This window comes from Terriglobus saanensis SP1PR4, assembly GCF_000179915.2.
Taxonomy (GTDB): Bacteria; Acidobacteriota; Terriglobia; order Terriglobales; family Acidobacteriaceae; genus Terriglobus; species Terriglobus saanensis.
In genome coordinates, this window is sequence record NC_014963.1 from 133,217 (window position 1) to 151,643 (window position 18,427).

At 58.4% G+C, this 18,427-nt stretch carries 20 protein-coding genes and 1 tRNA gene; 15 read left to right on the forward strand and 6 right to left on the reverse strand.

Going from position 1 to position 18,427, the window contains the following annotated elements:
- Nucleotides 1-67: 67 nt before the first annotated feature.
- Both ACIPR4_RS21975 and ACIPR4_RS00620 read left to right on the forward strand, forming a co-directional pair.
- Nucleotides 68-334, forward strand: a complete 267-nt coding sequence (locus tag ACIPR4_RS21975; RefSeq protein WP_013566702.1) for a helix-turn-helix domain-containing protein — start codon at nt 68-70, stop codon at nt 332-334.
- A complete protein-coding gene (locus ACIPR4_RS00620; protein WP_013566703.1) occupies nt 331-1,515 on the forward strand; it encodes a tyrosine-type recombinase/integrase in 1,185 nt (394 codons plus the stop codon). The genes ACIPR4_RS21975 and ACIPR4_RS00620 overlap by 4 nt, the downstream gene beginning before the upstream one ends.
- A 57-nt stretch (nt 1,516-1,572) precedes the next feature.
- Here ACIPR4_RS00620 and ACIPR4_RS00625 read toward each other — a convergent pair.
- A tRNA-Val gene (locus ACIPR4_RS00625) sits at nt 1,573-1,649 on the reverse strand.
- A 163-nt stretch (nt 1,650-1,812) separates the two neighbouring features.
- Here ACIPR4_RS00625 and ACIPR4_RS00630 point away from each other — a divergent pair.
- The 6 genes from ACIPR4_RS00630 (at nt 1,813) to ACIPR4_RS00655 (ending at nt 5,614) form a co-directional block, all read left to right on the forward strand.
- Nucleotides 1,813-2,388, forward strand: a complete 576-nt coding sequence (locus ACIPR4_RS00630; RefSeq protein ID WP_013566704.1) for a CDP-alcohol phosphatidyltransferase family protein — start codon at nt 1,813-1,815, stop codon at nt 2,386-2,388.
- Nucleotides 2,389-2,500: 112 nt separating this feature from the next.
- Complete coding sequence (locus ACIPR4_RS00635) at nt 2,501-2,995, forward strand: RrF2 family transcriptional regulator (protein ID WP_013566705.1); 495 nt, start codon at nt 2,501-2,503, stop codon at nt 2,993-2,995.
- A 24-nt stretch (nt 2,996-3,019) separates the two neighbouring features.
- Nucleotides 3,020-4,264, forward strand: coding sequence for an IscS subfamily cysteine desulfurase (locus ACIPR4_RS00640; protein WP_013566706.1), 1,245 nt, complete (start codon nt 3,020-3,022; stop codon nt 4,262-4,264).
- An 8-nt stretch (nt 4,265-4,272) separates the two neighbouring features.
- Nucleotides 4,273-4,473 (forward strand): hypothetical protein, encoded by a 201-nt coding sequence (locus ACIPR4_RS00645; RefSeq protein ID WP_013566707.1) that lies wholly within the window; start codon nt 4,273-4,275, stop codon nt 4,471-4,473.
- Between the two features lie 90 nt (nt 4,474-4,563).
- Nucleotides 4,564-4,989 (forward strand): Fe-S cluster assembly scaffold IscU, encoded by a 426-nt coding sequence (gene iscU, locus ACIPR4_RS00650; protein ID WP_013566708.1) that lies wholly within the window; start codon nt 4,564-4,566, stop codon nt 4,987-4,989.
- Nucleotides 4,990-5,146: 157 nt separating this feature from the next.
- Entirely contained in the window at nt 5,147-5,614 is a 468-nt protein-coding gene (locus ACIPR4_RS00655) for a HesB/IscA family protein (protein ID WP_013566709.1), read from the forward strand.
- Between the two features lie 100 nt (nt 5,615-5,714).
- Here the strand turns inward: ACIPR4_RS00655 and ACIPR4_RS00660 are convergent, their stop codons facing one another.
- The gene (locus ACIPR4_RS00660) at nt 5,715-8,369 is read right to left on the reverse strand and encodes an ABC transporter permease (protein ID WP_013566710.1); all 2,655 of its coding nucleotides are present in this window, start codon (nt 8,367-8,369) and stop codon (nt 5,715-5,717) included.
- Between the two features lie 182 nt (nt 8,370-8,551).
- On the opposite strand from ACIPR4_RS00660, the gene ACIPR4_RS00665 reads away from it, so the two are divergent.
- Nucleotides 8,552-9,403 carry an alpha/beta fold hydrolase gene (locus tag ACIPR4_RS00665; RefSeq protein WP_013566711.1) on the forward strand — a complete coding sequence of 284 codons (852 nt, stop codon included), beginning with the start codon at nt 8,552-8,554 and terminating at the stop codon, nt 9,401-9,403.
- 13 nt (nt 9,404-9,416) lie between these two features.
- Here the strand turns inward: ACIPR4_RS00665 and ACIPR4_RS00670 are convergent, their stop codons facing one another.
- The gene (locus ACIPR4_RS00670; RefSeq protein ID WP_013566712.1) at nt 9,417-10,781 is read right to left on the reverse strand and encodes a diguanylate cyclase; all 1,365 of its coding nucleotides are present in this window, start codon (nt 10,779-10,781) and stop codon (nt 9,417-9,419) included.
- A gap of 162 nt (nt 10,782-10,943) precedes the next feature.
- Between ACIPR4_RS00670 and hscB the strand changes: the two genes are divergently transcribed.
- Nucleotides 10,944-11,552, forward strand: a complete 609-nt coding sequence (gene hscB, locus ACIPR4_RS00675) for a Fe-S protein assembly co-chaperone HscB (RefSeq protein WP_013566713.1) — start codon at nt 10,944-10,946, stop codon at nt 11,550-11,552.
- A 257-nt stretch (nt 11,553-11,809) separates the two neighbouring features.
- Here the strand turns inward: hscB and ACIPR4_RS00680 are convergent, their stop codons facing one another.
- Nucleotides 11,810-12,223, reverse strand: coding sequence for a VOC family protein (locus ACIPR4_RS00680; protein ID WP_013566714.1), 414 nt, complete (start codon nt 12,221-12,223; stop codon nt 11,810-11,812).
- Between the two features lie 122 nt (nt 12,224-12,345).
- On the opposite strand from ACIPR4_RS00680, the gene hscA reads away from it, so the two are divergent.
- Nucleotides 12,346-14,325, forward strand: a complete 1,980-nt coding sequence (gene hscA / locus ACIPR4_RS00685) for a Fe-S protein assembly chaperone HscA (RefSeq protein WP_013566715.1) — start codon at nt 12,346-12,348, stop codon at nt 14,323-14,325.
- An 18-nt stretch (nt 14,326-14,343) separates the two neighbouring features.
- Nucleotides 14,344-14,535 carry a hypothetical protein gene (locus tag ACIPR4_RS00690; protein ID WP_144312260.1) on the forward strand — a complete coding sequence of 64 codons (192 nt, stop codon included), beginning with the start codon at nt 14,344-14,346 and terminating at the stop codon, nt 14,533-14,535.
- Here ACIPR4_RS00690 and ACIPR4_RS00695 read toward each other — a convergent pair.
- The gene (locus tag ACIPR4_RS00695) at nt 14,528-14,971 is read right to left on the reverse strand and encodes a DUF3592 domain-containing protein (protein WP_013566716.1); all 444 of its coding nucleotides are present in this window, start codon (nt 14,969-14,971) and stop codon (nt 14,528-14,530) included. The two genes, ACIPR4_RS00690 and ACIPR4_RS00695, sit on opposite strands and share 8 nt — an antisense overlap.
- Nucleotides 14,972-15,081: 110 nt before the next feature.
- Between ACIPR4_RS00695 and hslV the strand changes: the two genes are divergently transcribed.
- Nucleotides 15,082-15,684: an ATP-dependent protease subunit HslV gene (gene hslV, locus ACIPR4_RS00700; RefSeq protein WP_425358303.1), complete on the forward strand. Its 603-nt coding sequence runs from the start codon at nt 15,082-15,084 to the stop codon at nt 15,682-15,684.
- A gap of 20 nt (nt 15,685-15,704) precedes the next feature.
- Nucleotides 15,705-17,309, forward strand: a complete 1,605-nt coding sequence (hslU, locus tag ACIPR4_RS00705) for an ATP-dependent protease ATPase subunit HslU (protein ID WP_013566718.1) — start codon at nt 15,705-15,707, stop codon at nt 17,307-17,309.
- Between the two features lie 76 nt (nt 17,310-17,385).
- On the opposite strand, the gene ACIPR4_RS23025 is transcribed toward hslU, so the two are convergent.
- Nucleotides 17,386-17,619: a TetR/AcrR family transcriptional regulator gene (locus ACIPR4_RS23025; RefSeq protein ID WP_245536413.1), complete on the reverse strand. Its 234-nt coding sequence runs from the start codon at nt 17,617-17,619 to the stop codon at nt 17,386-17,388.
- A gap of 198 nt (nt 17,620-17,817) precedes the next feature.
- Here ACIPR4_RS23025 and ACIPR4_RS00710 point away from each other — a divergent pair, with 198 nt between their 5' ends.
- Nucleotides 17,818-18,363 (forward strand): carboxymuconolactone decarboxylase family protein, encoded by a 546-nt coding sequence (locus ACIPR4_RS00710; RefSeq protein ID WP_013566719.1) that lies wholly within the window; start codon nt 17,818-17,820, stop codon nt 18,361-18,363.
- Nucleotides 18,364-18,427: the final 64 nt, after the last annotated feature.

Below are 18,427 nucleotides of genomic sequence, written 5' to 3' on the forward strand. Positions count from 1 at the left end.
ACTAGCGTCACCTAAATCACCATCGCCAGGCGAAAACCCCTCCATTTCACTTGGATCGATATCACTCATGAACGAAACATCCGGTCAAAACAACGCCAGCAATTCACCACTTGAGGGGCTGCAAACTGCTCCTGAAATAGCAGCTCTTTTACGTATTCATCCCGTAACCCTGTTGCGATGGGCTCGAGAAGGCCGCATCCCGCATCGTCGACTTGGCTCCCGCAAGATCGTCTTCATCCCTGCCGAAATCGCTGATTGGCTCCGGTCTGGAGCGAAGCTTTACACTGTATCTGCCGTTCGTGCCGCCTCAACCAAAGAAAGTGAGGCAGCATGAATCACACCAGAGCGCGCTATCAGCAAGGATCTTTGACAAGAGAAAAACGTCAGAACGGATCGGATGTATGGGTCTATCGTTGGCGGGAAAACGGCAGCAGCGGTCAACGGATCAATCGAAAGAGAATCGTCGGAACAGTCGCCGATCTCCGGAGCAAGGCCGCTGCACAAAAGCTCGTAGAGGGCTTACGGCTAGACATTAATGCGATAGTTCAAACGGCTCCGCACAGCTATACGGTGGCCGAACTGATCACACATTATCTTGAAACAGAACTAGCGGAGAAGGCTAACAAAACTGCCCTAACCCGCAAGGTTTATCGTTATCATCTGGAAAAGATCATCCTTCCAGTGTGGGGCAAATACCGTTTGCAGGATGTGCGGACGGTAGCAATTGAGAGATGGCTTGAAAGTCGGCCTGGAGCCCCATCAAGCAAAGCCAAGACTCGGAATATCTTTTCGACTCTGTTTCGCCACGGCATGCGGTACGAATGGGTCTTCTCTAACCCTATCGAACTGGTGCGGCAAGGTGCTAAGCGTCTCGTAGAGCCTGACATATTGACCGAAGCTGAGATTCGGACTTTGATTGAAGGTCTCGATGAACCAGCACGGACGATGGTGCTAGTCGCTGCTGTCACAGGTTTGCGGCGCGGTGAGCTCTTCGGTTTGAGGTGGCAGGATGTCGATTTTCAAGGCCTCACCATTCGAATCGCTTGCAGCTTGGTTGACCAAGTAGAAGGCGCACCAAAAACGGTTACGTCTAGGACGTCGATTCCTCTGTCACCGGAACTTGCTCGCGCTTTAGGCGAATGGAAACGGACAACCCACTTTACTGGGGAGTCGGACTGGGTTTTCTCCAGTCCTGCTTCGCTCGGTAAACAACCATACTGGCCGGGGATGATCCTTCGACGGCATATCGCTCCAGCAGCTCAAAGGCTCGGTATCAACAAGAAGATAGGCTGGCACACGTTTCGACGTACGACAGCGACGTTGCTGTTTTCAGCAGGAGCCAGCGTCAAGACAACGCAGGAACTCATGCGTCATGCTTCACCCTCAATAACTCTTGGCCTGTATGCGCAAGCAGTCACAGAAGACAAGCGAGCAGCGCACAACGCACTCTCGAAAGCTATTGCAGGGATGACTGATATGGGCGGAGAGACAACAGTCTCCGCCTATGTTCCTTAGAGTTCCTTGATTTGTTCCCAGATGTGGAAGAATAGGCCTCTAAGCTGTTGATAGATATGGTAGGCACGTCCGGATTCGAACCGGAGACCTCTACCGTGTCAAGGTAGCGCTCTAACCAACTGAGCTACGCGCCTGCGCTGTTTTCTTGCGGCGGCCCGCTCACCGAAGGAGTAGGCACCTGCGTTCAACCTTTTTAGTGTACTTCCCGCAGGCCATTGCGGCAAACCCGTTGCGTGATCCGCGTGTCGCGCATCCCTCTGATTTAGCATGGGCATGATCCTCCAACACGCCTCCTGAATGTCTTTTCTGCAACAGCTTCGCGCCGCGCCCAATCTGCTTACGCTGATGCGGCTCTTCATCATTCCGTTTACGGTCATCGAGATTCTTGACCATAAATATGGTGTGGCCCTCGCGCTCTTCGTTGCGGCCGGTATCTCCGACGCGCTGGACGGGCGCATTGCGCGTTGGCTCGGACAGAGCACGCGGCTCGGGCAGTACCTCGACCCCATCGCGGACAAGCTGCTGCTCTCTACCCTTTTCCTTACCATCACGCATATGGCGCTGGTGCCGCGCTATGTGACGGTTCTCGTCTTTTCGCGCGATTTCGGTATTCTGCTTATTTCCACGCTGCTCTACGCCACGAACACCCTGCGCGACTTTCGACCCAGTCTGCTGGGCAAGCTCAATACGTTCGCGCAGATCATTACTGTCCTCGTCGTCCTCTGTGAACAGGTTTGGCCGCATATTCTGCCGCGCCAGGTGGATTACGTGCTGGCCGTCTCCATCGCCTGGCTGGCCCCCTTATCTGCGGCTCAGTATGCCTGGATCGTGACGCGGCGAATCAGCGAACGGAGCAGTTCCGTTCTGGCGTAGAGGCTGCACCATAGACAGTGCATACATCGATAATAGTTATCAAAGAAGATTGCGCGGCAGGGAATACAGGCATAGAGTTAAAAGAGTCCGAGTTCGATGCGGATCTCAAACTATGCTCAGGCTCACGAAAAAAGCCGATTATGGCCTGATGGCCCTCAAGTACCTCGCCGAGCAGGCTGTTGCTGCCGCTGAGCATCCGGAGTCCGTTCCGGCCCACGCCCAGTCGGCCAAGGACATTGCTGAGGCATACCATATTCCTCCGCAGCTTCTGGCCAAGATCCTGCAGACCCTGGCTCGCGCCGGAATTCTAGTTTCGCATGCCGGTACAAATGGCGGATATTCCCTCGCGCGCTCCGCGACGGAGATTACTGCTTTTGAGGTGATTCGCGCGATCGATGGGCCTCTCTTTATTACAAGTTGCATTACGATCCACGGAACCTGCGACCTTGCGGGTCATTGCACCATCAAAGAACCCCTGCGCAAGGTGAATGACAGCATTAAAGACCTGCTCAGCGGTATTCGGATCTCTGACCTCGTAGACCCTGCCGATGCGCACCAGGATGCGCACGCGGCCGTCGCTGGCGGACTCGTTTCCATCGGCCTCTAACAAAAGATTTCAGGAGAAACACAGATGAGCACCAGCACTTCGGTTCCCACAGGCGTCACGCTTCCGATTTACATGGATAACCATGCCACCACGCAGCTCGATCCCCGCGTGCTGGAAGCCATGATGCCTTATATGACCAAGATCTTCGGCAACGCCGCCAGCCGCAATCACTCTTTCGGTTGGGAGGCAGAGCAGGGTGTCGATAAGGCGCGCGAGCAGATTGCCAAGCTGATCAACGCCACCGCCAAGGAGATCATCTTCACCTCCGGTGCGACCGAGTCCAACAACCTTGCCATCAAGGGCATTGCCGAGATGTACAAGGAAAAGGGCAATCACATCATCACCCAGGTGACGGAGCATAAGGCTACGCTCGATACCTGCAAGCGTCTGGAGAAATACGGTTACCGCGTGACGTATCTGCCGGTGCAGGCTGACGGTCTGATCGACATCGAAGACCTCCGCCGCGCCATCGACGACAAGACCATCCTTGTCTCGATCATGTTTGCCAATAACGAGATCGGCGTGATCCAGCCGATCGCCGAGATTGGTAAGCTCTGCCATGAGAAGGGTGTTCTCTTCCACACGGACGCGGTGCAGGCTGTGGGCAAGATCCCCGTCGACGTGCAGGCCATGAACATCGATGTTCTCTCCCTCTCCGGCCATAAGATCTACGGTCCCAAGGGTGTTGGCGCTCTGTACGTTCGCCGTCGCAACCCACGCGTGCAGATCTCCTCGCAGATCGACGGCGGCGGACATGAGCGCGGTATGCGCTCCGGCACGCTGAACGTCCCAGGAATCGTCGGTCTGGGCGAAGCCTGTGAGATTGCTGGTAAAGAGATGAAGGAAGAGATCGAGCGCCTCACCGAGCTGCGCGACTACCTCCGCGCCAAGTTCGAAAAGGCCCTCGACTACGTCCACGTCAACGGCAACATGGAGCATCATCTTCCCGGCAACCTCAACATGAGCTTTGTTTATGTTGAAGGTGAGTCGCTTCTGATGGGCATCAACGAGATCGCGGTCTCCTCGGGTTCGGCCTGCACCTCGGCCACCCTGGAACCCAGCTATGTTCTCAAGGCCCTCGGACTTGGCGACGATGTCGCGCATTCTTCGATTCGCTTCGGTCTTGGCCGTTTCAATACCAAGGCGGAAGTCGACTATGTTGCTGACAAGCTGATCGACGTGGTTCTGAAGCTCCGCGAGCTCAGCCCCCTCTACGAAATGGTGAAAGAAGGCATCGACCTTACCAAGATCGAGTGGGCTGCGCACTAAGGGAAGGCATGAAGGAGCCGGGTCTCAAAACGTTTTTGTTCCCGTTTGTGGCGTACTTTGCCATGAACGTAGCGTACACATTCTATTGGGATAAGAAGCCTATCACGATGGGTTCTCTTACCGGATCCGCTCTCAGTGCGATCTTCTTTAGCGCCATTACCTGGTTTTTCGCGTACAGGAAGTACGCCAAGGCCGAGGTCAATAGCTAATACGGTACCAATCGGATTTCAATAAAGGGTTCAAAGAAGAGCCCTGAAGCATCTAAACTAAGCACACACCCGAAAGGGAGGACAGGAATCATGGCATATAGCGATAAAGTAGTCGATCACTACGAGAATCCCCGCAACGTCGGCACCCTCGACAAGGCGTCCACCGAAGTCGGCACCGGTCTGGTCGGAGCTCCAGAGTGCGGCGACGTCATGCGCCTCCAGATCAAGGTGAACCCCACCACACAGATCATTGAAGACGCAAAGTTCAAAACCTTCGGCTGCGGCTCCGCCATTGCCAGTTCATCGCTCGCGACGGAGTGGGTCAAGGGCAAGACGGTTGCCGAAGCACTCGCGATCTCCAACACGGACATCGTGAAGGAACTCGCACTTCCCCCGGTGAAGATTCACTGCTCGGTGCTCGCGGAAGACGCGATCCGTGCGGCCATCGGCGACTGGAAGAAGAAGAACGGCCAGCCTGAGAGCGAACCCGCCCTCGTTGGCGCAGCAGTCAACTAAGTAAGCAACTCCCTCAAGTCCCACCTTCGCAGATGCGAAGGTGGGGCTTTTGTGCGTCTGCATTGAAGTGTGCAGGAGCCGGTGCCGGACAGCCCACAGTGAGAATCTTGGGAAACCGCACCGTTCGGCCCTTCCACTCATCTAAACTAGACAGAGTATGTCTACCGTCGGGATCAGCACCACCACCAGCACCGCGATGTCCGCTCCAGCCGCCGAAGCAGGCAAGCTGTCGAGCCCGATTGTGCCTGCGATCTCCGCGCCGGAGGCCAGTGCCAAGGCTGCCAGCATCGAGGTCACGGAGAAGGCGCTCAAGCGCATTCGCAACGCGATGAAGAAGGAGAATGTCTCGCCCGAGCAAGGCGGCCTTCGTCTTGGCATTACGGGTGGAGGTTGCTCCGGTCTGTCGTATAACATTCGCTTCGACTCGCAACCTCGCGAGCGCGACCGTGTCTGGACGTTTGAGCAGGAGTCCGAGCGGGTTCGCATCTTCGTCGATCCGAAGTCGTTTCTTTATCTTTCGGGAATGATCCTCGACTTTGAAGAGACGCTCATGCGCCAGGGCTTTAACTTCATCAATCCTCACAGCACGAAGTCCTGTGGTTGCGGTTCTTCCTTCTCCGCATAAGTATAAGATCTTGGTGTTTGCCTTGATATCTGTTTGTGCGCTCCGCGCGCCCCCACCCTTTGCGCGATAGAGCTGCGCAAAGAATGGGGCACGAATACTTCTACTCGGACCGCAAAATCTCAGCCGGTTCGATGGCTAACGCACGCATTACGGCCGGAACGGCAGCCAGCAGCGCGGCGCTCAAAATCACCACCGCTGGGATGGTCAGGAAGACCGGGTCGGCGGCTTTTACTTCGTAAAATAACGTCTCCAGGTAGCGTGCTGAAGCGATGCCCGCCACGCTTCCGACTGCAACGCCCAGAGTCACCATGGCAAACATATCTTTTGCCACCAGTCCTGCAATCGATCTCGAACGCGCGCCCACCGCAACTCGAATCCCGATCTCCCGCCGCCGCTGCATCACCGAATAATTCATTACCCCATAGAGCCCAATCCCTGCGAGAAGCAGCGCTACCGAGGCAAAGAAGATTCCCAGCAGAGCCAGCAGCCGTTCACGAATCGTCTGCGCATCCACCAGCTCCTGCTGGGTCTGCACGTTCGTCACGCGGAATCCGGCGCGCGTTTGTGTTGCCTTTCGTCGAAGCTCTGCGCCCAGGAGGAGAAGATTTCCTCCCGCACTGCGCACGGCGAAGGTCCCGCCGTCTCTGCGCGCAACTCCGTCTTTCCCCACCGTCACGTCGAACGGCACATAGGCCACCGGTAAAACGCCTTCACGGATATCCCGGTAAAAAGCGTTTGCAACCATTCCTACGACTTTGCACTTCAACCGCGTCCCATCGTCCTTCATCTTGTCGAAGGTTCGACCTACGGGATTAACTCCTTTGAAAAACTGTTTCGCAAACGCCTCGTTGACTACCGCCGTTCCGGGGAAGGTGTCGCCAGGGCGCAGATCCCGTCCGGCGACCAACGGCATCTTCACCGTTTCGAACCATCCTGGAGAGATCCGTAAGAAGTGACTCAGTACCTCACTCGGCGGTCCTCCATCGATTGAGATGGTGTTGTTCCAGGAGTTCTCTGTCAGCAAAGCCCACCCCGACTCCCCTACCCTTTCCACTCCCGGCGTCGAGCGAAGCGCATCGGCTACCTCATCCCACACCGCCTGCGTCTGCCCCTGCGGAGCCGACGTCTCCAGCAGGATCAATCCCTCTGGCGAAAAGCCCATCTGCAGATGCGAGATCCGTTGGAATGTCGATACAAAAAGGCCCGCGGTAAAGACGATCACAAAACAGAAAGCAATCTGCGCCGCGATCATTCCGTACATCATCCGCCGCCGCGCATGGGGATCTTCTCCGCCCTTAAGCGCGCTCACCGGTTTTACCGCGGAGGCGCGCAGCGCGGGCAGCAGCCCGAAGAGCAGCGTCACCGCCAGCACCAGACCTACTCCGAACGCGAGCACTCTCCAGTCCGCTGAAAGAGCCAGCCGCGCAGGACGGTCCGGTGGGTTGATCATCCCTACGATCCTCGGTGCAGACCACCATGCGAAGAGCGCTCCCAGAACCGAGGCACATCCGGCCAGCATCGCGCTCTCCACCAGCACCATCTGCACCAGTCTCCACCGCCCCGCACCCAGGGAGACTCGAAGCGCCATCTCTCTTGCTCGCGCGGAAGCCAGCGCCGTCATCAGGTTCGCCACATTCGCGCATGCGATCAGCAGGACCAGCACCACCAGCGCGCCGAGCCAGCTCAGAGCGTGCCGGTACGACTCCTGCAGACTCGACGTTCCCGCACTCGCTGGAATCATCTCCATCCGTTGATCCAGGAAGTTCTGGATCATTTTTTTCGGGATGTCCTTGAAGCCTTTGGCTCTCTCGGTTTCGAATCCGCGGCTCACCGCATCCAGCTTCGCCCGTACCGGCTCCAGGTTGACGCCTGGTCTCATAATCGCCAGCGTACGGTGAAACGTAGAATCGTCGCGCGTCACTGCACCATGCATCATCACCGGTAGAAAGACATCAGTCATCGTCCCCGGCTCTGTTCCGGTAAAGCTCTTCGGGCCGACGCCCACGACCTCATAGATTTTGTCTCCTAGACGGAAGGTCTTTCCCACCACCTGTGGATCCCGGTGGAACCGCCGCGTCCAGAAGTCGTACGACAGCACGGCATACGGGCTCTTTCCCGGAGTGCGATCGTCCTGCGGTGTCAGCAGACGTCCCAGCGTCGGCTGCAGCCCAAAGGCGTTGAACATCGTGCCGGAGACGTATTGCAAATACGCTTTCTCCATCTCCTCATCGGAACCGAAGGTCAGGTCACTTCGCGAGCTGGGCGAAACGGCGATCAGCTCCGCATCGTTCCGCACGGCATCCCGCATTCTGGCAAAGCTCGGGTACGCCCAGCCGTCGAAGTGGGCCATCTTGCCGTCCCAACCCAGGCCGTATCGCGACAGCGCGTACAGCCGCTCCGGATGCGAAACCGGTAGCGGACGCCACAGCAGGGCATCGATCAAACGGAACGCGGAAACGCACGAGCCCATCGCCAGAGCCAGCGAAAACACCGCTGCGGCAAACGTCACCCTGTTCCGTAGCAGCTGTCTCCAGCCGAAGACCGCGTCCGCCCGCAACCCCTCCAGCCATCCCATCACCGTGGCCTCGCGGCTCTCTTCCCTTTGCCGCAGCACAGACCCGAACGCACGCCGGGCCTCCAGCGGATCGCGTCCTGACGCAATCGCCTCCGCGATATGCGATTCGAACTCCTCGTCCAGCTGCTGGTTCACTGTGTCGGCGCGAAACACATTCGCTACCCGCGTCCAAAGGGACATATCCTACCTCCGCAGCGCTTGCCAGCGCGTTCTCATACTCAGATGTCTATATGTAGATGACTGAGTATGTCAACAAAAAAGCTGCGGCTTCAGTTTCTTCGCCTGAGAAAACACGGTCCTCTTCGACAAGCAAAGTGCTTTTTTGAAAATGCATCCGACGCGGTCTGCTTAAACTGTTGAGGATGCTCAAAGAACTCGTCCGTGCTCTGCTTCTTGCCTCTGTCCCGCTCGCCGCACAACAGCGCTGGCAGACGCTTCCGCCGACACCCGCACCTGTCGCTGGTGAACAGAAGCACTACGCGGAGGTTAACGGCATTCGGCTCTTCTATGCCACACTTCCTGCCGCCGACGGCGGACATTCCACACCGGTTGTTCTCCTGCATGGAGGCCTTGCCAACAGCGACTACTGGGGCAACCAGGTGCGTGCCCTCCATCCTCATCACTCGGTCATCCTTGTCGATTCGCGAGGACACGGACGCAGCACACGGAGCGCGCAGCCCTTCGGTTATGACCTCATGGCAGACGACGTCGTCGCCCTGCTCGACAGCCTGCATATTCCTCAGGCGGACATTGTCGGTTGGAGTGACGGAGCGATTCTCGGCATCGATCTCGCTCTTCGTCATCCATCGCGCGTCCGCCGCGTCTTCGCCTTCGCGGCCAACGTAACGACGGATGGAGTGCGCAAAGACGTGGATAAGAACCCCAACTTCGCCGCCTTCATGCGTCGCGGAGGAGAGGAGTACCGTCGCCTCTCGCCCACGCCGACGGAGTACGACGCGTTCACCGAACAGATCTCACATATGTGGTTTTCTCAGCCCGATTGGACGGCAGCGCAACTCGCCACCATTCACACACCCGTCCTCGCCGCGGATGGCGATCACGATGAAGGCATCGTCCAAGGCCATACCGAGAAGATTGCGGCGATGATTCCCAACGCCAGCCTTCTCATCCTTCCAAATGCCAGTCACTTTGCGTTCCTGCAGGCTCCTACTCTTTTCAACACGGCTCTTCTGGATTTCCTCGATCGACCGTAGGGGGGCAGAAGAGCTAAATCTTGAGAAGCGCGGCCTCTCCTGCGATTCCGATGACGCAGTTGCGCCCCGCGCCCTTGGCCTTGTACATGGCCTGGTCCGCGCGTCCGATCATTCTTTCAGGAGAGTCGTCCGTCGCGGGAAGATAACAGGTCACACCGATACTCACAGTCATCCGTTTTTCTGGATTGGAGTAGTGCTCTCCACCGGTCTCCATGATGGCCACGCGGATCCTTTCGGCGACCTCCAGGCCACCTTCAAGGTCGCAACCGGGTAGAAGGACGGCGAACTCTTCTCCGCCGAATCGAGCGGCCAGATCGCTGGCGCGGCGCGGCTGCGTCTCGAGGATGCGGGCGATATCGCGGAGGCAGTCGTCTCCGTACTGGTGCCCGTAGTGATCGTTGAGCTGTTTGAAATGGTCAACGTCCAGTAAAAGCAGAGCCATCGGTTTCTTTACACGCGGGACACGACGCCACTCCAGGTTCAGATAACTATCAAAATGCCGCCGGTTATAGAGCCCGGTAAGACCATCGCGGATCGAGAGTTCGCTGAGCAACGCGTTGACCTCGCGAAGCTCCGTCTGGCTCTGCAGAAGTGCTGCCTGCGAGGCCGCCAGCTGGTCATGCGCGATCTGGAGCTTGCGATACATCCGTTTGTCCGTCGCGGCGGAGACAAGCGCTTTCAGAAGGACGAGGAGCGCAGTTACGGCGACGCCGGTCTCGCCGAGGAGTGAGACCTTGATGGTGTTCTGCAGCGAAAAGGGCATGGCGTCCGTGTGAAATCGTACGCCCGCCATGGAAACGTAATGCATGGACGCAATGCCCAGCCCCATCAGTACGCCTGCTATCACACGGTACTGACCTCCACCGGCTTCGTTTTCCTGGACCAGAGAGATCATCCACAACGCAGCCGTGGAGAGTGCAACAGCCAGCGCAATCGACAATGCAACGATGTCGGGGGAGTAGTGATGCATCGCGCTCGTGCGCATTGCGGCCATGCCCATGTAATGCATGCCGGCGATGCCGCTGCCCATGAGCAGGCCGCCACCGGTGAAGTGTCTCCAGTCGGGAGACCCGGTGCTCGCTACAAGCAGCGCGACGGCCGATGCGGCCATCGCCAGCACAAGCGACCAGATCACGGTTGGAACGTAATAGAAGACGGGGACCGGCAGCTTGGCCGCCAGCATACCCATGTAGTGCATGGACCAGACGCCGAAGCCCATGGCCGACGCTCCGCCGATCAGCCATTTCAGCTGATTCAATCGCCCCGGGACCCGGCGCATCCTGTCGGCAATTCCGAAGGCGGCATAAGCTGCCAGGATGGCCAGCATGATCGAAACCGCGATAAGCCCGTAAGAATAGGAAACCGTAAGGTTTTGCAAGATTTCCTCAGCCTACTCCGGGTCCAGGCAGCAAAAATATGCAACTTTCGCGTGGTTTTTGCTTCCCGTCAAAATTGAGTTCTGTCCTGATCGTTCGATCAAAAACAGACGGGGAATCTCCGCGAAAAACGTTCCTCCGGATCTCTGTAAAGTATCGATACGATGACTTATTTCGAACTCTTCTCGCTCCCCCCCAAGCTCAACCTCGATGCCGCCGCGCTGGAGAAGGAGTTCTACGTGCTCTCGCGCAGGTTCCACCCCGACCGCTTTGCCTCCAAATCGGCGGAGGAACAGGCCGCGGCGACCGAGCAGTCTTCTCTGCTGAACGACGCCTACCGCGCGTTGAAGGACCCCATCCGCCGCACGGAGTACCTGCTGGAGCTCGAAGGCATTGAACTGGAAGAGCAGTCCGTCCGCGCCACCGAAGCTGCCAAGGCCTCCGGCACCGCGAAGAAGCAGATCGTTCCTCCTGACCTTCTGGAAGAGGCCTTTGAGCTGAACATGCAGTTGGAAGAGATGAAGATGGCCAAGGCGGGTGGCGATGACGATCCGCAGCTCCGCAAGGATCTCGAATCGGCGAAGACGAACTTTACCGCGATGCTGGGGGCTTCAGGCAGGGAACTGGAAGCACTCTGGCAGTCGTGGGACGCGGCTGTAGGCTCTGGCGACGATGGCGCGAAAGCTGCTGCGAAGGACGAGATGGTTGCCACGCTCAATCGTCGCAGCTACCTGCGGAATCTTGTTCGGGATGTGAATCTCGCGCTGGACTAGGACTCTGGGTGCCCCGCACATCGCGTTTCTTGCGATGTGCGGGAGGGATGTTGATCCCGTCCTGAATTTTCGATGAGGGCCTAGATTTAGAAGCGGTTCGCGCTTTGCGCGAATACCCATACATCGCAAAGAGCGCGATGTATGGGGCACCCGGCACCCGGATTTGTTTCCTGACGAATCTGGTTTGTGCGCTCCGCGCGACTCCACCCTTTCGCAGAAGCGCGAAAGAATGGGGCACGAAGCTCTTCAAAATTGGGTTAGGCCCAAGGGTTGTAGCTTCCGACGTGCCAGATATGCCCCTCAGGGTCGGCGCAGGAGAAAGACTTTCCGCCGTAGTCCTGCTCTTTCAGATCCAGAATCATCTTTGCGCCCGCAGCCTTCGCGCTGGCGTACACCCCGTCGCAGTCTTCTGTAATGACGCAACAGGTCTGCGTCTCGCGACCGCCGACCTCATCCGGCATGGCGAAGGACGATCGCATTTCGCCCTGCTTCTGATACGAACTCAGCATGACCATGCCATCTCCCAGCGTCAGTTGTGCGTGTGCCACCGTATCGTCCGATTCCATGTAGACTGCGTTCTTTTTAAATCCGAACGCATCGCATAACCAATCGATCATCCGGACGCAATCGCGGTAGCTTATTGCTGGAATGAGCTGCGACTTCATCGTCATAGAAATGGCCTCCGCGCGGAGGTTCCGCGACGGAGCCATTATGAACCAGAAACCGTCTTCCTTACCCTGGGAATCGCCGTTCTGCCGCCTCTCATCCAAAGTGAGTGACAATAGAGAGTGATATGGCAGACCAGAACAGCACCCCCTCCCGGGACCGCGTCGTAGGCATCGACCTCGGCACCACCAACTCCCTCGTTGCGTTTATGCAGAACGGCGTTCCCGCCGTCATTCCCGGCGAAGATGGCGTCAACCTCGTGCCGTCCGTCGTGGCGATTCACGGCGAAACGATCCTGATCGGCAACGCCGCCAGCAGCACGCTGCGCGATACGCCTGGCAACGCCGTCTACTCCGCCAAGCGCCTGATGGGCCGCGGCATCGACGATGTGCGCGAAGAGCTGAAGCTCTTTCCCTTCCATCTTGCCGCCGATCAGAAGGACGAAGAGGTCCTTCGCCTGCAGGTGGGGGGCAAGCAGTTCACGCCGCCGGAGATCTCCGCTCTGGTGCTGCAGCAGCTTCGCCGCAACGCTGAACGCTACTTCGGCGCGGCTGTGACCAAGGCCGTCATCACCGTGCCCGCGTACTTCAACGACGCGCAGCGTCAGGCGACGAAGGATGCAGGCCGCATCGCGGGTCTCGAAGTTCTTCGCCTCGTCAACGAACCGACCGCTGCGGCACTGGCGTACGGGCTGGACAAGACCGCCTCGAGCACCATCGCCGTCTACGACTTCGGCGGAGGCACCTTCGACGTCTCCATCCTCAAGCTGCACGAGGGCATCTTCGAGGTGATTGCCACGAACGGTGACACGCACCTCGGCGGCGACGATATCGACAATCTCCTCATTCACATCGCGCTCGACGAAATCGCCAACGAGATCGATCCGGAGGCCGCAAAGAATCCCGCGACCGTGCAGGCCGTGCGCAAGGCCGTCATCGAAGCCAAGATCGCTCTCTCCTACGGGGAAAGCGCGAAGCTCGACGTGACGCTTGCCGACGGGAAAGCCTATCGCCGCGAGATCACGCGCCCCCAGTTCGAAGGCCTGATCGCGCAGGTGATCGCCCGCACAGAGCAGCCCGCGAAGCTCGCGTTGAAGGACGCGGGCCTGGAAGCAGCGCAGATCGACGAGGTGGTTCTCGTCGGCGGAAGCACGCGTATTCCCGCCGTGCGCAAGCTTGTAGACGAGCTCTTCCAGCTTTCGGCACGCGGCAAGTCGGCACACACCGATCTTAATCCAGATGAAGTCGTCGCCCTGGGCGCGGCGGTGCAGGCGGATATTCTTTCGGGCGGTTCCGCGGCTACGAGCGAGATGCTTCTGCTCGATGTGACGCCGCTCTCGCTGGGCATTGAAGCCCTTGGCGGAGTCGTCGCTAAGATCATCCAGCGAAACTCCACGATTCCCGCTTCGGCCACAGAGCACTTCACCACGGGTGTGGACGGGCAGACGAATGTCGCCATCCACGTAGTACAGGGCGAGCGCGAACTGGCGAAGGACTGCCGCTCTCTGGCGCGCTTCGACCTGAAGAACATCCCTCCCATGACGGCGGGTCTGCCGCGTATCGAGGTAAAGTTCCTCATCGACGCCAACGGCATTCTGCACGTGTCGGCTCGCGAACAGCGCAGCGGCCAGGAGGCCGAGGTAGAGGTGAAGCCGAGCTACGGCCTCACCGACGAGCAGGTGGAGGACATGATCCTCTCCAGCTTCGATAACGCGGAAGAGGACATCGCCGCGCGCCAGCTGATCGAAGCCACCAACGAGGCGCAGACGATCCTGGAAGCCGTAAAGAAGGGGCAATCGCATGCCGCGTGGCAGATGCTCTCCTCCGATGAGATCGAGAAGATCCATGCCGCTTCCAGCGAGCTGGAAGCCTCGATTCGTGGCGGAGACTACAAGCTCATTCGGCGTGGCATCGACGTGCTGGACAAGGCGACGCATCGCTTTGCGGAGCTGATGATGGATACTGCCGTGACCTCTGCGCTCACCGGCCAAACGATGTCCGGCGCGGGCGAGAAGCTGGGCGCGGGGCCGACGGCGCCGCATGCTTTTGCTCCGGCGCAGATTGACGAATCACCTGCTGCGATGGAAGAGAAGAAGTTTGAAGAATAGCGAAAGAAGCTCTTCCGGGTGAAATTGGGGGGTGGAGCAGGAAAGAAGCAGATCTCTCCGCTGCGCGACGGTGAAGCTGTCGCTCCGGTCGAGATGACGGAGACCTCACCCACACCACACACCGTCATTTCGACCGAGCGCGTAGCGGGAGCGGAGAAATCTGCTTTTGTTATGCGCCGGAGGCGCATCCAATCGCGCTCCGCTACGTGAGGCGGAGACCGCTCCAAGTCTCCGCCGCCACGATCGAATTGAACGGGTTGCGCGGGTCGTAGCGGACCTGCACGGGGAGATCGACGCGGAAGTTGCCAGCGGTATTCGGTACGGTGCTCAGGTCCTGCGCGCAGGTGTACTGCACCCCGGCCACGCGATAGGTAAACATCACCACGCCCTCAGGATGTTCACCGGTCTCCACAATGGTGCCGTCGACGAGCCGACCCACCTGCACTAGTCGCAGACAGCGGCGGCGCTCGATCTCTTCCGGCGAAGGCTTTTTGCGGAAGTGAAGGTAGAGGCTTCCGCAGAGCAACAGGACCGCAACCCCGGCCACGACGCCAGCTTCGACGCGATGCTGTGCCAGCACGCGCCACCCGAGATGCAGGTTTTCTCGCCAGGAGGTGAAGTGGAGATGCATTCGCGGTTGCATCATTCTTAGGGCATCCTACCTCACCCCGCGGGCGTATAGTTTTAACTGCTCATAAAATGACCGAAAAACAGAACATTTCGATATCGAATCGCACAAGTACGCAGGAAACGCAGTTGGTTTCCAAGCCTCTTTCGTCCCACTCCTATGACCTCGGAGAAGGACGTCGGATCCGTTCCACGACCGTCATCTGTGTCCGTCGCAATGGCCACGTCGTAATGGCCGCCGACGGACAGGTCACGCTCGGCTCCGCCGTCATGAAACATGGCGCGAAGAAGATTCGCCGCCTTTATCAGGACAAGGTGCTGGCTGGCTTTGCAGGTTCCACGGCGGATGCGTTCTCGCTCTTCGCCCGTTTCGAATCCAAGCTGGAGCAGTTTGCTGGAAACCTCTCCCGTGCCGCGGTGGAGCTTGCCAAGGACTGGCGTACGGACAAGATGCTGCGTCAGCTCGAAGCCCTTCTGATTGTGGCGGACGTGAATCAGGTCTACCTGCTCAGCGGCAACGGCGACGTGATCGAACCGGATGCGATTGCTGGCGGTGTGGGTGTCGTCGCTACGATCGGTTCGGGCGGCAGCTTCGCGCAGGCAGCGGCCTACGCGCTGATGGAGAACACGGACCTCACCGCGCGCCAGATCGCCGAGAAGAGCATGAAGATCGCCGGAGAAATCTGCATCTACACGAACGACAGCGTCACCATTGAAGAACTCGGCACGTAGCCACAAGAAGGATTGACAGCATGGCCATCATTCTCCCCGCCGCGGCGGAAGATCAGGCACAGACGTTTGAAGAGATGACTCCGCGAGAGATCGTTGCGGAGCTGGACAAGTACGTTGTCGGCCAGCAGGCCGCAAAGCGCGCTGTTGCGATTGCTCTGCGCAATCGCCAGCGCAGACAGAAGCTTCCGCCAGAACTCGCTGACGACATCATGCCGAAAAACATCATCATGATCGGACCCACGGGCGTGGGCAAAACGGAGATTGCGCGCCGCCTGGCGAAGCTGACGAACTCGCCGTTTCTGAAGGTCGAAGCCAGCAAGTTTACCGAGGTGGGCTACGTCGGGCGCGATGTGGAGTCGATCATCCGCGACCTTGCGGAGATCGCCATCGACATGGTGCGCGAAGAGAAGATGGAGGAGGTCGAGGACAAGGCCGAGATGAACGCGGAGGAGCGTCTGCTCGATCTGCTTCTGCCACCATCTCCTGTGACCACTCCTACGCCGTCGAATCCTGAAGAAGTTCTGGCCGAACCTGTGGCTCTTGAAGCCGAAGGAACAGACAAGGCCAAAGAAGAAACACCCGGCAGCCGCACGCGCGAGAAGCTGCGCATGCAGTTCCGCGAAGGCAAGCTGGACGAGCGCATTGTGGAGATCGATGTTCGTGATCGTAACCAGCCCAACTTCGAAGTAGTAGGCGTGCAGGGTGGCGACGACGCCGATGCTACAGGGCCCAACGGCGGAATGAATCTGAAGGACATGCTTCCTGGCTTGTTCGGACCGCGCAGCCGCAAGCGCAAGATGAAGGTTGCGGAGGCCTTCGAGTACCTCATCAGCGAAGAGGAGTCGCGCCTGATCGACATGGACCAGGTGACGCGCGTTGCGATCGATCGCGTGGAAGACTCCGGCATCGTGTTTCTGGATGAGATCGACAAGATCGCCGGGCGCGAAGGCGGGCATGGTCCGGATATCTCACGCGAAGGCGTGCAACGCGACATTCTGCCCATCGTCGAAGGAACTACCGTCAACACAAAGTACGGCATGATCTCGACCGACCACATTCTGTTTATCGCTGCGGGTGCGTTCCACGTCTCGAAGCCCAGCGATCTGATCCCGGAGTTGCAGGGCCGTTTCCCGATCCGTGTCGAACTGCACTCGCTCACGGTGGAAGATTTCGTACGTATCCTTACGGAGCCGAAGTCTTCGTTGGTGAAGCAGTCGATTGCGCTCATGGGCACCGAAGGTCTGAAGCTGGAGTTCACGCCCGAGGCTCTCTCGGAGATGGCGAGCTTTGCCTTCAACGTGAACGAGCAGACGGAGAACATCGGCGCACGTCGCCTGCATACGATCATGGAGCGCGTTCTGGATGAGATCAGCTTCCAGGCGCCGGACATTCTGCGCTCATCGAAGACGAATGCAGAAGGCGTGGTCGGGCAGGTAGAGCCTGCATCGATTCAGCCTTCTCCGCAGATGAGCCTGCTCAATGCGGAGCCGGGAAAGCCTCTGCCGGTGATTGAGCGGCACACGGAGCACGGCATCGAGAAGGTGATCGTCGTCGATCCGGAGTACGTGAAGCAGCAGGTAGCCAGCATCGTAAAGAACCAGGACCTGAGCCGCTACATCCTGTAACAACTACCTTGCGGCGAGATCGAAGTGGTGGCTTCGATCTTGCCCGCAGAGTACCCAAAGGGTGAGAAGCGCGCCTTCACCACCACGTCAAACTGCAGTCAGAAGATCGGGCAGAGACTTGGGCCGCTACCGATAGGTGAATCGAAGACGTTGGTCTGAAGCCAGCCGATACATCCTTGGCGATCGCCATTGCAATCTCGTCCTTATCGCCGGGATAGCGGTAATAAAGGCTCGCTTTTTCAAAGCCAGTTGCCTCCGCAAGCCGCTTCAGGCTTACTCCCTCAAACCCGTAAGTGCGAAACAGGTCCAACGCGCGGTTGCAAGAAAGCCTTCGTCGCTGATGGTGCGGTGTGCCATTTAAACCTCTCCTCTTAGACCTATGCCCGGCATTTGGGAGGGTTTTGAATTTCTAAATAAATTTAGAATCCCTACCGAACGGTCGGTAATCTTTTAAGGCGTAACAAATAGAACCGGCCTGAGGGCCGGCCAAACTAAAGGAGAAATAAAAATGTCCCGTTTGCATGCTGTTGATCCCTCCACCGCTCATGGAAAAGCGAAGAACCTGTTGGACGCCGTAAAGGGTAAGCTCGGTGTTGTGCCGAACATGACCCGCGTGATGGCCATTTCGCCTGTCGTGCTCGAGTCCTACCTGGGCTTCAGCGGCGCGCTTGCCGGTGGTCTGCTGGACGCCAGGACCCGCGAGCAGATCGCCCTGCTCACAGCGCAGGAGAATCACTGTAACTATTGCCTCTCAGCCCACACGGCAATTGGCAAAATGGTTGGATTGGATCATGGTCAGATCGTCGCCAGCCGCGAGGGTGATGGCAGCAACCCAAAGACAACGGCGACCCTGACGTTCGCGAAGCGCGTTCTGGAAACGAAGGGGCAGGTCAGCGAAGCCGACCTCGCCGCCGTAGGCGATGCCGGCCTCTCTGAAGGCGAGATCGCGGAGATCATCGCGCATGTTGCCCTCAACGTTTTCACCAACTATTTCAATGTGGCGACGGACGTAGAGATCGACTTCCCGAAGGTGTCTTACGCGGAAGTCGCCTAAGCACGGTGCCGAGCAATCTTCTGAGGAAATAAGAAGGGCGGCCACGTTGAACCGTGGCCGCCCC

What these genes read in the sequence shown, in the direction of transcription:
- ACIPR4_RS21975 (WP_013566702.1), top strand. Translation starts at nt 68, where the DNA reads ATGAACGAAACATCCGGTCAAAACAACGCCAGCAATTCACCACTTGAG.
- ACIPR4_RS00620 (WP_013566703.1), top strand. Translation starts at nt 331, where the DNA reads ATGAATCACACCAGAGCGCGCTATCAGCAAGGATCTTTGACAAGAGAA.
- ACIPR4_RS00630 (WP_013566704.1), top strand. Translation starts at nt 1,813, where the DNA reads ATGTCTTTTCTGCAACAGCTTCGCGCCGCGCCCAATCTGCTTACGCTG.
- ACIPR4_RS00635 (WP_013566705.1), top strand. Translation starts at nt 2,501, where the DNA reads ATGCTCAGGCTCACGAAAAAAGCCGATTATGGCCTGATGGCCCTCAAG.
- ACIPR4_RS00640 (WP_013566706.1), top strand. Translation starts at nt 3,020, where the DNA reads ATGAGCACCAGCACTTCGGTTCCCACAGGCGTCACGCTTCCGATTTAC.
- ACIPR4_RS00645 (WP_013566707.1), top strand. Translation starts at nt 4,273, where the DNA reads ATGAAGGAGCCGGGTCTCAAAACGTTTTTGTTCCCGTTTGTGGCGTAC.
- iscU (WP_013566708.1), top strand. Translation starts at nt 4,564, where the DNA reads ATGGCATATAGCGATAAAGTAGTCGATCACTACGAGAATCCCCGCAAC.
- ACIPR4_RS00655 (WP_013566709.1), top strand. Translation starts at nt 5,147, where the DNA reads ATGTCTACCGTCGGGATCAGCACCACCACCAGCACCGCGATGTCCGCT.
- ACIPR4_RS00660 (WP_013566710.1), bottom strand. Translation starts at nt 8,369, where the DNA reads ATGTCCCTTTGGACGCGGGTAGCGAATGTGTTTCGCGCCGACACAGTG.
- ACIPR4_RS00665 (WP_013566711.1), top strand. Translation starts at nt 8,552, where the DNA reads ATGCTCAAAGAACTCGTCCGTGCTCTGCTTCTTGCCTCTGTCCCGCTC.
- hscB (WP_013566713.1), top strand. Translation starts at nt 10,944, where the DNA reads ATGACTTATTTCGAACTCTTCTCGCTCCCCCCCAAGCTCAACCTCGAT.
- ACIPR4_RS00680 (WP_013566714.1), bottom strand. Translation starts at nt 12,223, where the DNA reads ATGACGATGAAGTCGCAGCTCATTCCAGCAATAAGCTACCGCGATTGC.
- hscA (WP_013566715.1), top strand. Translation starts at nt 12,346, where the DNA reads ATGGCAGACCAGAACAGCACCCCCTCCCGGGACCGCGTCGTAGGCATC.
- ACIPR4_RS00695 (WP_013566716.1), bottom strand. Translation starts at nt 14,971, where the DNA reads ATGATGCAACCGCGAATGCATCTCCACTTCACCTCCTGGCGAGAAAAC.
- hslU (WP_013566718.1), top strand. Translation starts at nt 15,705, where the DNA reads ATGGCCATCATTCTCCCCGCCGCGGCGGAAGATCAGGCACAGACGTTT.
- ACIPR4_RS00710 (WP_013566719.1), top strand. Translation starts at nt 17,818, where the DNA reads ATGTCCCGTTTGCATGCTGTTGATCCCTCCACCGCTCATGGAAAAGCG.